The 12,715-nt window shown below is 74.7% G+C and carries 11 protein-coding genes; 7 read left to right on the forward strand and 4 right to left on the reverse strand.

Annotated features, from left to right (window positions below):
• The first annotated feature begins 191 nt into the window (after window positions 1-191).
• Entirely contained in the window at window positions 192-710 is a 519-nt protein-coding gene (locus tag AC1C2V_RS07650; RefSeq protein ID WP_495388977.1) for a putative immunity protein, read from the forward strand.
• Window positions 711-733: 23 nt separating this feature from the next.
• Here the strand turns inward: AC1C2V_RS07650 and AC1C2V_RS07655 are convergent, their stop codons facing one another.
• Window positions 734-1,633: a hypothetical protein gene (locus tag AC1C2V_RS07655; protein WP_495388978.1), complete on the reverse strand. Its 900-nt coding sequence runs from the start codon at window positions 1,631-1,633 to the stop codon at window positions 734-736.
• 26 nt (window positions 1,634-1,659) lie between these two features.
• On the opposite strand from AC1C2V_RS07655, the gene AC1C2V_RS07660 reads away from it, so the two are divergent.
• Window positions 1,660-2,178 (forward strand): hypothetical protein, encoded by a 519-nt coding sequence (locus AC1C2V_RS07660; RefSeq protein WP_495388979.1) that lies wholly within the window; start codon window positions 1,660-1,662, stop codon window positions 2,176-2,178.
• Between the two features lie 98 nt (window positions 2,179-2,276).
• The gene (locus AC1C2V_RS07665) at window positions 2,277-2,615 is read left to right on the forward strand and encodes a hypothetical protein (RefSeq protein WP_495388980.1); all 339 of its coding nucleotides are present in this window, start codon (window positions 2,277-2,279) and stop codon (window positions 2,613-2,615) included.
• A 74-nt stretch (window positions 2,616-2,689) separates the two neighbouring features.
• On the opposite strand, the gene AC1C2V_RS07670 is transcribed toward AC1C2V_RS07665, so the two are convergent.
• The gene (locus AC1C2V_RS07670) at window positions 2,690-4,783 is read right to left on the reverse strand and encodes an acyl-CoA dehydrogenase family protein (protein WP_495388981.1); all 2,094 of its coding nucleotides are present in this window, start codon (window positions 4,781-4,783) and stop codon (window positions 2,690-2,692) included.
• The gene (locus AC1C2V_RS07675; RefSeq protein WP_495388982.1) at window positions 4,780-5,568 is read right to left on the reverse strand and encodes a TetR/AcrR family transcriptional regulator; all 789 of its coding nucleotides are present in this window, start codon (window positions 5,566-5,568) and stop codon (window positions 4,780-4,782) included. Before AC1C2V_RS07675 ends, AC1C2V_RS07670 begins: the two co-directional genes overlap by 4 nt.
• Before the next feature lie 76 nt (window positions 5,569-5,644).
• Here AC1C2V_RS07675 and AC1C2V_RS07680 point away from each other — a divergent pair, with 76 nt between their 5' ends.
• The 4 genes from AC1C2V_RS07680 to AC1C2V_RS07695 all read left to right on the forward strand — a co-directional run bounded on the left by AC1C2V_RS07680 (window position 5,645) and on the right by AC1C2V_RS07695 (window position 10,550).
• Window positions 5,645-7,027, forward strand: a complete 1,383-nt coding sequence (locus AC1C2V_RS07680) for an acetyl-CoA C-acetyltransferase (protein ID WP_495388983.1) — start codon at window positions 5,645-5,647, stop codon at window positions 7,025-7,027.
• A gap of 14 nt (window positions 7,028-7,041) precedes the next feature.
• Window positions 7,042-8,406: a 3-oxoacyl-ACP reductase gene (locus tag AC1C2V_RS07685; RefSeq protein ID WP_495388984.1), complete on the forward strand. Its 1,365-nt coding sequence runs from the start codon at window positions 7,042-7,044 to the stop codon at window positions 8,404-8,406.
• Window positions 8,403-9,500: a MaoC family dehydratase gene (locus AC1C2V_RS07690; RefSeq protein ID WP_495388985.1), complete on the forward strand. Its 1,098-nt coding sequence runs from the start codon at window positions 8,403-8,405 to the stop codon at window positions 9,498-9,500. Before AC1C2V_RS07685 ends, AC1C2V_RS07690 begins: the two co-directional genes overlap by 4 nt.
• 129 nt (window positions 9,501-9,629) lie before the next feature.
• Window positions 9,630-10,550 (forward strand): LLM class flavin-dependent oxidoreductase, encoded by a 921-nt coding sequence (locus AC1C2V_RS07695; protein ID WP_495388986.1) that lies wholly within the window; start codon window positions 9,630-9,632, stop codon window positions 10,548-10,550.
• Window positions 10,551-10,563: 13 nt separating this feature from the next.
• Here AC1C2V_RS07695 and AC1C2V_RS07700 read toward each other — a convergent pair whose 3' ends face one another.
• Window positions 10,564-12,675: a CocE/NonD family hydrolase gene (locus AC1C2V_RS07700; protein ID WP_495388987.1), complete on the reverse strand. Its 2,112-nt coding sequence runs from the start codon at window positions 12,673-12,675 to the stop codon at window positions 10,564-10,566.
• Window positions 12,676-12,715: the final 40 nt, after the last annotated feature.

Here is a 12,715-nt window from a genome sequence, read left to right on the forward strand (position 1 = left end):
CGGTCTGGGCGGGGGCGCCATTCGGCGCGCGGTCAGTCTACCGGCGTCGGACGACGCCCCGGACGGCGCCGATAGTGTGCGCGCATGACCGCTCCCGTGCGGCATGAGCCGCCGCACGGGAGCGGGGCTGCCCTGGCGGGGGCCCGGCACCCGCCCCTCGCACTCGCGCCTCCTGCGGCCAGGATGGGTGTATGACGATCCTCCCGACCGAGCGTGACCCCCGGCTGATCACCGTGCGCCGCGGCGGAACCCTGACCGACGACCACCACCGGATGCTGGCGGAGTGGGCCGTGGCCTGCGCCGACCACGTGCTGCCCCTCTTCGAGCGGGAACGGCCCGACGACGCGCGGCCCCGCGAGGCCCTCGACGTCGCCCGCGGCTGGATGCGCGGCGAGGTGCCGATGCGCGAGGCGCACCGCACCGCCTTCGTCGCGAACGCCGCCGGCAAGGGCCTGCCCGACCCGGCGCGGTTCGCCGCCCTCGCGGCCGGGCAGGCGGTGGCGGTGGCCCACGTCGCGGCCCACGACCTCGGCGCCGCCGCCTACGCCATCCGGGCCGCGAGCGCCGCGGCGCCCGACGGCGAGGCCGGGGCCGCGCGGCTCCGGGAGCGCGACCGGCAGCGCGAGCAGGTGCCCGCCGAGCTGCTCAACCTGGTCCTGGAGGACCAGCGGAACCGCAGCGCGATCTGCTGGCACGTCTTCGACGACTGATGAGGCGCCCCTGCCGCGGGCCGTCAGGCCGCGCCCGGTGCGGAGCCGTCGCCCAGCGCTCTCCGGCCGGCCGAGGGGTCGACGGCGGTCGCGACCGCGGCCAGCGCCCCGAGGATCAGCCCGACGCGGGCGTGCGGCAGCCGCAGCCCTCGCTCGCGCCACCTCTCCCCGCGCCGGTAGGCCCACTTCTCCCCTGCGACCGCCACGGCCGCGACCAGCCCGACGGCGCCGAGCACGGCGGAGCCCACGAGCGCCCCGGACAGCGGCGCGCCGGGCGCCGACCCGAGGTCGCCCGCCAGGACGTTGTCGTCACGGAGGTCGGCATCGAGGTCGGCATCGAGGTCGGCATCGAGGTCGGCATCGAGGTCGGCCCCCGCGCCGGAGTCACCGTCCGGTCCGTCACCCGGGAGCGCGGCACCGGGCGCGCGTCCCGGGTCGCGGAGCCCGTCGCGCACCTCCCGCACGCCGTCGACCGCCTGGCGCCCCTCGCTCGTGACGGCGAGCCCGAGGGCGAGGCCGCCGGCGAGCACGCCTGACTTCACGAGGGCGCGAGCCCACCGCGGCCGGACGACGTCCGGCACCGCGTACCAGGCGAGCGTCGTGAGGCCGGTGATCGCGACGCTGCGGGGGTCGACGCGCCGCAGCGCGTCCTGGATCTCCATGGTCGCCTCCAGGTCTTCCCGGTCGTGGCCGGGTCGTGTGCGGGTCGTGTGCGGGACGACGGGCACGGTCGAGCGCCCGTCCCGGAGACAACGGACGGCCACGAGCCGGTGTTCCGCCCCGTGGGCGCGCGTCACCACGGCCTGCGCCGATAACCGATTCTTGACCTCACGGCCCTCGAACTTGACCGTCACCTCGACGTCGTGACGCTTCTCCGTGAGCGAGGCCACGCCGCACCCCTTGTTGCCTGGGGGTTTTGTCATTTACCACAAGGTGGTTTGATGCGCACGTGGAACTGCTACGAACTTTCCCCCCCGGTGCCTTCGCGTACGGGCTGGCCTCGTGGTCGTGGCTGGGGGTCCACGGCAAGACCCCGCGCTTCACCACCGCGTTCGGCGACGTCTTCCTCGAGTCGCTCGAGGGCTGGTGGTTTCTCGACACGATCGAGGGATCGCTCGAGCTGCGCTGGCACACGGCCGTCGAGATGTACACCGAGCTGGACTCCTCGGACGGCCGGGACGACCTCCTCCTCGAGGACCTCCACCGGGAGGCGCTCGACGCCGGCACCCTGCTGCGCCCCGACGAGGTGTTCGCGCTCTCCCCCCACCCGGCGGTCGGCGGCCGCCTCCATGCCGACTTCGTGGAGCCGGTCCGCTTCGAGCTCGCCCTGCGGCTCGCCGGGGAGATGCACCACCAGCTGCGGGCCACCCGCGACGCGTCCCCGTCGCCGCTGCTGATCGGGCACGCCGACGCACCGCGACCGGAGCCCGCGCTCCCGTGGGACCGGGGCGACGCCGGGCGACCGTGACGCACCTGTGACCTCCGTGCTCCGCCCAGCGGATGCACGACCGCCCGACGTGTCGTCTCCTGGAAGGGCACGGATGAGGCGGACCGTGGGAGGTTGGCATGAGACGAGTGCTCGTCATTGGGCTCGTCGTCGGGATCGTGGACGGGTCACTGCTGGGCGCGGCAGCGGCGCTGGGCTGGGCGTGGGTGGCGTGGCTCGCCCTCGTCGCAGGCCTGGTGGGCGCAGCGTTGGTGGCGAGGGCCGCCCCGCCGCCCCGGGTCGCCCGGCCGGCCACCGTGACCCTCGGGCTACCGCTGCGCGACGAGCAGGCGGTCCCCGACGCAGCCCTTGCCCCCGCGACCGATCCTGCGCCGGACGGCGTCGCGGCACAGCCCGTCGAGGCCTACCCCCTGGCGCTGCCCGCCCGCACGGGCGAGCCCAGGCCCGCCGCGGCCTGACACAACACGCCGAGACAGAGAAGGCGAACCCGCGAGATAGAGAAGCTCGGGGGTTCGCCTTCTGTATCTCGGCGTCAGGAGCGCTGCTTCTTCTTCAGCGACTTCTCGCTGACCGGCGCGGACCCGTCGGCGCGCTGCTGCGCGTAGTACGCACGCGCCTCGTCCTGCCGCTCAGCCTCGATGCCGGACGCGATCACGGCACGCAGGTGGTCCTGGCCGTAGCCCCACGCGTCCACCAGGTCGACGGCGTGCGGGCGCAGGCGGTCCAGCAGCCGGTCGACGTACGACGTGACCGTGCGGGCGCGCTGCGCCGACAGCCGCCCGTGGATGAGGTACCAGGCGAGGTTGCGCTCGATGAGCGTGAGCCCGAAGACGTCGCGCAGCCAGGTCATGACCCGGCGCGTGCCCGGGTCCTCGACCTGCTCCAGCGCCTCGGTGAAGGCCGACCAGCGCAGCAGGTCCGCGTGCGCGTTGGCGGCCTCGACCAGCTGCACCTGGTTCTCGTCGAAGATGCGCGCCGCGGTGACCGGGTCGGCCTTCTGCGCCGGGCGCAGCGCCAGCGCGACCTCCTCGACGATCGTGGCGACGCGGTCGGCCAGCAGCTCGCGCTGGGTCTCGGCGTCGCGCAGGTGCCCGGCCGCGCGGCGCGGGTCGCCGGCATCGGCAATGGCCTGCCCGAAGCGGCGCAGCCCCGTGCGGTGCAGGGCGGCGTCGGTCGCCTGGTCGACGACGAAGCGCGCCAGCCCGGCCGGGGTCTTCGTGGCGCCCTGCAGGTGCTTGGCGTAGTCGCCCACGAGGCGCTTGGCCACGAGCTGCAGCAGCACCGTGTTGTCGCCCTCGAACGTGGCGTACACGTCCATGTCGTGGTGCAGGCTCGTGATGCGGTTCTCGGTGATGAACCCGGCGCCGCCGCACGCGATCCGGCACTCCTGCAGCGTCTCGAGCGCGAACGTGGTGGACGTCGACTTGAGCGCCGCCGCCATCGTCTCGAGGTCCTCGCGGTTCTCGGGGGTGTCCTTCTGGCCGGAGAACACGTCGTCGAACAGGTCGAGCAGGCGGTCGTGCGCGAAGTGCGTCGCGTACGTCTCGGCGATACGCGGGAAGAGCCGGCGGCGATGCGTGGCGTAGTCGAGCAGCACCGTCTCCTCGACGGGCGAGGCAGACGTGAACTGCCGGCGCTCTGCGCCGTACTTCACGGCGATGGCGAGGCCCAGCTTGGACGCGGTCGACGCGGCGCCGTCGAGCGAGACGCGCCCCTGGACCAGTGAGCCGAGCATCGTGAAGAAACGGCGCCCGGGACTGTCGATCGGCGACGAGTAGGTGCCGTCGCTCGCCACCGCGCCGTAGCGCGCGAACAGGTCCGTGCGCGGGATGCGCACCTGGTCGAAGGCCAGGCGCCCGTTGTCGACGCCGCGCAGGCCGCCCTTCAGGCCGTCGTCGTAGCCGCTGATCCCCGGCAGGAACTCCATCGTCTCCGGGTCGCGCACCGGCACGTAGAAGCAGTGCACGCCGTGGTTGACGCCGTTCGTGACCAGCTGCGCGAACACCGTCGCCGCCGTGGCGTGCACGGCCGCGTTGCCGAGGAACTCCTTCCACGCCGCGCGGAACGGCGTGTGGATCACGAACTCCTCGGTGTCCGGGTCGTAGATGGCGGTCGTGGCCACCGAGGCGACGTCGGAGCCGTGCCCGATCTCCGTCATCGCGAACGCGCCGGGCACCGACAGGTCCATCGCGCCCGGCAGCAGGCGGTCCTGCTGCTCCGGGGTGCCCAGGTGCAGGATGGCCGAGCCGAACAGGCCCCACTGCACGCCCGCCTTGATCTGCAGCGACGGGTCGGCGACGACGAGCTCCTCGAAGCCGGCGAGGTTCGCGCCCGGGGAGTCCGCCCCGCCGAGGCGCGTCGGGTACCCGAGCCACACCTGGTGCTTCGGGTCGCTCGCGAGCAGCTTCATCTGCTCGAGCACGCGCTCGCGGTGCTCGGCCATGGACAGCGACTCGTCCTTCCAGAAGGTCGGGTCGGTGGCGCGGTCCCGCGCGTTGCGGCGCCACTCCGGCCAGCGGCCGAGCAGCTGCTCGGACAGGCCGGCGACGTCGACGCGCGCGGTCGCCTTGGGGGCCGGGGCGCCGGCTGCGTGCGTCGTCGCGGGACGGTCGGACGTCGTGGTCATCGGTTCTCCTGCGGGGATGCGGGGATGGGGTTGGTCGTGGGGGCATGGTGGGAGACGTCGAGGTGCGGGTCGCCGTCGTGGTGCAGGACGCCCACGGGGCCGGTCCACAGCCAGAGGGTGACCTGCTCCGTGAGCTCCTCGCGGGTGAGGCGGCCGGCGCCGTCCGGTTCGGCGTCATGGCCCAGCCACCACTCGCCGGCGCCCCGGACGAATCCGACCGCACCCGCGGCCCACGCGGCCGCGAGCGCCGGCGGCGCCTGGACGGCGCGGGCGAACGGCTCGGCCACCAGCTCGATGACGGAGTCGAGGTAGGCGCCGAGCGCCTCGGCCTGGCCCGTGCCGCCGGCGCCCGGGGCGGGCTCGTTCCCGCCGATCGCCGTGCGCGTCACGAACCAGTAGACGTTGGGCGAGTGCTCGATCATCTCGAGGTAGACCCGCACCATCGCGCGGAGCGCGGCGTGCGGGCTCGGCGCGGCCTCGGCCGCCTCGCGGAGCGCGTCGTGCATCGTCGCGACGACGTGCGACGCGACGGCGACGCGCAGCCCTGCCTTGTCCTCGAAGTACCGGTACACGATCGACTTGGAGGTGCCCGCCTCGGCCGCGATCTCGTCCATCGAGACCCCGGGACCGCCCCGGTGCACGGACTTGCGGGCGGCGTTCACGAGCTGCGCCCGGCGCGCGGCGCGGTGGTCGTCCCATCTCGTCGAACGCCCGTCGCTCGCGCGAGCGACCTCCGTCGCGCGACCATTGAGCTGCTGCCCCGCGGCCGTCATCGGCCGCACCATGTGACTCGTCTCACGGGACTGAGAGTATCAGGTACTGTGAGTCCTACCTGACCGACGGAGTGAAGGATCTAACGCTGTGGCTACACGCAAGCCGTCCGACGGCTCCTCCCGGAGCATCCCGACCGCCACCCGCGCCGCGTCCGAGCCGGCCCCCGCGAGCGTGCGGGACGCCGTGATCGTGGGCGGCAACCGCATCCCGTTCTCGCGCGCCGGCAAGAAGTACGCCGACGCCTCCAACCAGGAGATGTTCACCGCCGCCCTCGAGGGCCTCGTCGCGCGCTTCGGCCTGCAGGGCGAGCGGATCGGGGAGGTCGTGGGCGGCGCGGTCCTGAAGCACTCACGCGACTTCAACCTGGTGCGCGAGTCCGTGCTCGGCTCGTCCCTGTCGCCCCAGACGGCCGCGTTCGACCTCCAGCAGGCGTGCGCCACCGGCCTCGAGGCCGCGATCACCGTGGCGAACAAGATCCGCCTCGGCCAGCTCGACTCCGGCATCGCGGGCGGCACGGACACCATCTCGGACGCCCCCGTCGCCGTGAGCGAAGGGCTGCGCCGTGCCCTGCTCGACGCCTCGCACGCCAAGACGCTGCAGGCCCGGCTCAAGGCGTTCGCCAAGGTGCGCCCGGCCGACCTCAAGCCGCTCACCCCCTCCACGGACGAGCCCCGCACCGGCCTGTCGATGGGTGAGCACCAGGCGATCACCACGGCCCGCTGGGGCATCGCCCGCGCGGCCCAGGACGAGGTCGCGCTCGCCAGCCACCAGCACCTCGCCGCCGCGTGGGACGCCGGCTTCTTCGACGACCTCGTGACGCCGTTCCGTGGCCTGACCCGCGACGACAACCTGCGCGCGGACACGTCGATCGAGAAGCTCGCGAGCCTCAAGCCGGTGTTCGGCCGCGGCCTCGCCGAGCCCACCGAGGCCACCATGACCGCCGGGAACTCGACCCCGCTGACGGACGGTGCCTCGACCGTGCTGCTGTCGTCGGCAGCGTGGGCCGCCGAACGTGATCTGCCGGTGCTGGCCCGGCTCGCGGACGCCGAGACCGCCGCGGTGGACTTCGTGCACGGGCACGACGGCCTCCTCATGGCCCCGGTGCACGCCGTGCCGCGGCTGCTCGCCCGCAACGGCCTGGGGATCGGCGACTTCGACTTCTACGAGATCCACGAGGCCTTCGCGTCGACCGTCCTCACGACGCTCGCCGCCTGGGAGGACGCCGACTACTGCAAGGCGGAGCTCGGCCTCGACGCGCCGCTCGGCAGCATCGACCGGGCACGGCTCAACGTGAACGGCTCGTCGCTCGCCGCAGGTCACCCGTTCGCCGCCACCGGCGGCCGGATCCTCGCCACCGCGGCCAAGCTGGTCGCGACCAAGGCCGCCGAGACCGGCAGGCCCGCCCGCGCGCTGATCTCGATCTGCGCCGCCGGCGGCCTCGGTGCCACCGCCGTCGTCGAGTCCGTCTGAAGGAGGAAGCACCCATGACCGACTCGTACGGCAGCGACTCCTACACCAAGGCAGTGAACTCGGGCCTCACCAAGACGCTCGCGAAGAAGCTGGGCCTCCCCCGCCCGGCCGTGCTCCGCCGGTTCCGCGCGGGCGACCCGCTCACCGTCGGGCCGGTGCTCGTCGTCTCCGACGACGCGTCCACCGGCGACGCCGACACGCTCGCCAAGGAGCTGCTCGGCTGGGGGCTCGACGTGCGCCGTCAGCCCACCGACGACGCCCGCTGGGGCGCAGTCCTGCTCGTACTCACGGAGGCCGCCCGACCCACCGACGTCTCCGGCGCCGTGCTCGCGGTCGGGTCGGTGCTGCGCCGGCTGGCCTCCAACGGCCGGGTCGTCACCGTCTCGCGCGCCGCCGCGGACGGGGACGCGCCGGCGCTCGCCGCGGTCCGCACCGGCGTGGACGGCTTCCTGCGCTCCGTCGCCAAAGAGCTGCGCGCCGGGGCCACCGGCAACGGGATCGTGCTCACCGACGATGCCGCTGTCGACGGCGTCTCCGCGCTGGCCACGCTGCGCTTCTTCCTCTCGGCCCGCTCGGCGTACGTGGACGGGCAGCTGCTGCCGGTGGGCGGCCCGGTCGCCGACGCCGCGCTGCCCGCGGACTGGGACCACCCGCTCGCCGGGAAGGTCGCGGTCGTCACCGGCGCCGCACGGGGCATCGGCGCGGCGATCGCCAAGACCCTGGCCCGCGACGGCGCCACCGTGGTGTGCGTGGACGTCCCCGCCGCCGGCGAGGGCCTGGCGCGCACTGCCAACGCCGTGGGCGGCACCGCCCTGCAGCTCGACGTGACGGCGGACGACGCCGGGCACCGCATCCTCGAGCACGCGCGCTCGCGCCACGGGCGGCTCGACGTCCTCGTGCACAACGCGGGCATCCTGCGCGACAAGCTGCTGGCCAACATGTCGCCCGCGCAGTGGGACGCCGTCATCGCCGTCAACCTCGAGGCGCAGCTGAGCGTCAACGCCCAGCTGTTGGAGGCGGGTGTGGACGGCCTGCGGATCGTCTCGCTCGCGTCGACCTCCGGCATCGCGGGCAACAAGGGGCAGTCCAACTACGGCTTCTCCAAAGCGGGCGTCATCGGGCACACCCGGGCCACCGCCCCGCTGCTCGCGGCCCGCGGCGGCACCGCGAACGCCGTCGCGCCCGGCTTCATCGAGACCGAGATGACGGCGTCGATCCCGTTCGCCACCCGCGAGGTCGCGCGTCGCGTGTCGTCGCTGCAGCAGGGCGGGCAGCCGGTCGACGTGGCCGAGGCGATCGCCTTCCTGTGCTCGCCCGCGGCCGCCGGCGTCAACGGCCAGGTGCTGCGGGTGTGCGGGCAGAACCTGGTGGGGCGGTGACCGCCGCCCCGGGGGCCGGGCCGGCCACCAGCGCCGGCGACCCGCTACGCGTCGAGACCCTCCCGACCCTGCCCGGGCTCGGGGGTCTGTACGCGCGGGGCGCCGCCACGTCCGGGCGCATCGCCGCGGGCCGGGCCATGCCCGGCCTGCCCGGCATCGGCCAGCCACGCGGCAACGACGGCTCCCTCGAGGAGCCGGCGCTCGTGCTCCCCGAGGTCGCCTTCCGCGTCGCCGGGGTGCCGACGGCGGGCCTCGCCCGGCACCTGCACGAGTACCAGCGGCTGCTGCACGAGCCCGTCACCGACGTGCTGCCCGCCGGGTACCTCCACGTGCTGGCGTTCCCGCTCGCCACGGCGGTCATGGTGCGGGGCGACTTCCCGCTGCCGCTGCTGGGCATGGTGCACCTGGCGAACGACGTCGAGGTGCGCGGCCCCGTGCGCCTGGGCGACGTGCTCGAGGTGCAGGCGTGGGCGGAGAACCTGCGCCCCCACAAGCGCGGGGTCCAGGTCGACCTCGTCGCCGAGGTGCGCCGGCAGGCCGAGCCGACCGGCGCTCCCGTGTGGCGCGGCGTCTCGACGTACCTCGCCAAGGGCTTCCACCTGCCCTGGTCGGACGGGTCGAACGGGTCGGATCCGTCTGACGCCACAGGCGCGAAGGGCGTCTCGGAGGCCACGGCCGCCGAGGAGCCGACCGCCACCGACGAGGGCGAGGACCGCGCGCCCGCGGGCACGTGGACGCCGCCCCTGCCCACGGGGCGCTGGGCGCTCGGGCCCGGCACGGGCCGCGCGTACGGCGCGGTCTCGGGCGACCGGAACCCGATCCACCTGTCGGCCCTGTCGGCCAAGGCGTTCGGCTTCCCGCGCGCCATCGCGCACGGCATGTACACGGCCTCCCGCGCCCTGGCCGACGTCGGGCAGTCGCGCGGCGACGCGTACCGGTGGACCGTCGAGTTCGCCGCACCCGTGCTGCTGCCCAGCACGGTGGACGTCGCGGTCACGCCGGACCCGGGGCCCGACAGCTCCGGCTTCGCGTACGTCGGCTGGAACGGCGGGCGCCGGCGCCAGCACTTCCGCGGCACCGTCACCCCGCTCTGACCCGGCCATCGCAGGACCCCGGCTGCCGAACAGGCGGTTGACCCCGCTATCGCCTCCTTGGAGGCCCGATCACGGTGTCAACCGCCCGTTCGGCACCGTGGCACCGGGAACCTGGGGCAGGATCGGCGCATGACGACTCTCGGCTGCATCCTCGCGCCCTACGGCAACCCGCCCTCGCGGTTCGCGCCCTTCGCCCGTACCGCGGAGGCCGCCGGCCTCGACGAGGTGTGGCTCTGGGAGGACTGCTTCCTCGAGTCCGGGCCCGCCGCCGCGTCGGCGATGCTCAGCGCGACCGAGCGGCTGCGCGTCGGGATCGGCGTCATGCCGCTGCCGCTGCGCAACGTGGCGCTCACCGCGATGGAGACCGCGACGCTCGACGGCATGTTCCCCGGCCGCTTCCTGCCCGGCGTCGGGCACGGCGTGCAGAACTGGATGGGCCAGGTGGGCGCCCGCGTCGCCTCGCCCCTGACGCTGCTGCGCGAGCAGGTCACAGCGCTGCGGGCGCTCCTCGCCGGCGAGCGCGTCACGACGTCCGGCCGGTACGTCACGCTCGACGACGTCGCCCTCGACTGGCCGCCCGCCGTCGCCCCGCCCGTGGTCGCTGCGGCGAAGGGACCCAAGACCCTGCGCCTGGTCGGCGAGGTCGCGGACGGCGTGGTCATCGACGGCGACTCCGGGGTCTCCGGGGCGCGGCGGGCGATCGCGCTGGTCGACGAGGGTCGCGCCGCGGCCGGGCTGCCGCCGGTCGCCGAGTCCGGGCCGGAAAGCGAGCACCCGTTCCGGGCGGTCGCCTTCGCGCAGACCGCCACCGGCGCCGGCGCAGCCGACCGGCTGCGCTCCTCCCTCGCGCACTGGGACGTCGACGCCTCCTCCGACGAGGCCCTCGCCGACCACGCCAGCTGGGGCTCCGCGGAGGAGGTCGCCGACGGGCTCCGCCGGTTCGCCGCGCTCGGCGTCTCGACGGTCGTGGCACAGCCGACCGTCGACGAGCCCGACCTCGACGGCTTCGCCGCGTTCCTCGGCGGGGAGGTCGCGCCGCTGCTGCGCTGAGCCGGCGGCGGAGTCAGCCCGCGGTGCGCGGGATGGTCCGCGTCCACCGCCGCTCGAAGACCACCTCGTCGCCGTCGCGCGCCACCACCTCGTTGTCGGTGAAGAAGCTCTCGGCGTCGCAGGTGATCTCCGACCGCGTGCGGATGCTGGCGTCCCAGCCGGTCATGCCGGCCGGCAGGGGGTCGCCCGCGCCGCGCCGCAGCCGGACCGTCCAGTCCGAGCGGGTGCGAGCGCTCGTGGCGTCCGTCCCGATCCAGTACCGCTCGAGCACGTCCTCGGTGAACTCCAGCCCGTCCGGGTAGGTGCGCGTGCCGCCGTACCGCGGGTCGACCTCGAGCAACCAACGGCCCTCGGCGACGTCCCGCACCACCCGGCGCTCCGGCCGCGCCTCGTCGCCCGCGCCGAAGACGACGCCGAGCGGCGGCGCCTGCTCCGGCTCCTCGAAGCCGACCGGCGGGTGCTCGGCCGCCCGGTCGTGCACGGGCAGCTCGAGCGCGCCGTCGCCCACCGCCACCGCGAGCACCGCGTCGCCGGGCTGCGGCCAGACCCACGGCCAGTACGCCGAGGACACCGCGAGCCGCAGCCGGTGCCCGGGCGCCAGCGCGTACCCCGTGCCCGTGAGCTCGAACGACACCTCCTCGGTGGCGCCCGGCTTCCATCCCACCGCGCGCTCACGGCCGTCCCGCGCGGAGAGGTTGAGCGCGCCGCGCGTGACGAGGGTCGACGACCCGTCGGACCCTACGTCGCACAGCCGCGCTACGACCTGCCCCTTCGCCGCAGAGCAGGTCAACCGCAGGCGCACGCGGGCCCGCCCGAGGATCTCCAGGGGCGCGGTCAGCGGCGCCGAGTCGAAGCAGACGGACCGCCCGTCCTCCTCCCGCTGGTCGGGCGGCAGGTCGGCGTCGTTGCCGAACGGGAAGAACCGGCCGGCGTCCACCCCGGTGTGCGACGGCGACGCCACGACCCACGACGTGGGCATGGGGTGGCCACCGGCGAGGACCTCGACCGTCGGTGCCGTCGTCGCCAACGCGCCCTCGGGCCGGTCCTCCGGCCCCGCCTCGACGAGCGGCAGGTCGCGGGTGAACACGTGCGGCGACGGCCAGGACGGCTCGCCCACCCAGCGGCCGGGCAGCTCGTCGTAGACCGTGGCCGGCGGAACCGACTCGCTGATCCACGCGCGCAACGGCGGGTCGTCGAGGACGCCGCGGTCGGCGCCCTTGAGCCAGTGGTCCCACCAGCGCAGCGTCTCCTGCAGGAAGCCGATGGCCGGGCCGGGCGGCAGCCCGCGGTCGGGGTACTGGTGCGACCAGGGCCCGAGGATGCCGCGCACGGGGGCACGCAGCGAGCCCTCGTCGCCGGCCGCCGCGAGCCGCAGCACGGTGTCGCGGTAGGGGTCGTTCCAGCCGCCGACGGCGAGCACGGCCGCGGAGATCGTCGAGTAGTCCTCGATGACGCTGCCGTGGCGCCAGTAGTCGTCGCGCGTCTGGTGGCGCAGCCAGGTGTGGACGAACGGCTCGGTGTGCTCCAGCCGGTCGAGCCACTGCTCGCGCCAGCCCTCGCCCACGTACGCCGGGTCCGGCGGGCGCGAGCAGAAGGCGAGCATCGTGGCCGCCCACGCGTGCATGTCGACGGCGAGCACGGCGCCGCCGGTGAAGTGCACGTCGTTGTCGTACCGGTCGTCGGTGGAGCACACCGTGACGATCGCCTTGAGCGGTTCCGGGGCGAGCGCCGCGATCTGCAGGGAGTTGAAGCCGCCCCACGAGATGCCGAACATCCCGACCGACCCGTCGCACCAGTCCTGCGCGGCCAACCACTCGACGACGGCGACGCCGTCCGCGAGCTCGGTGGGCGAGTACTCGTCGTCCTGGTGCCCGTCGGAGTTGCCGCTGCCGCGGATGTCCACCCGCACCGACGCGTAGCCGTGCCCGGCGTAGTACGGGTGGCGCTGCGCGTCGCGCGGGGCCGTCCAGTCCGACAGCCGGTAGGGCAGGTACTCGAGGATCGCCGGGACCGGCGCCGGGTCGACCGGCCGCCAGACGCGGGCCGCGAGCCGGGTGCCGTCGGCCAGCGGGATCCAGTGGTCCTCGACAACGGTCTCGTACGGTAGGTCGGTGACGTAGCGCATGGGGTCCCTCCGACGCTCGGGAGATCAGTGGACGGGTGCG

It is taken from the genome of Isoptericola sp. Y541, assembly GCF_059445465.1.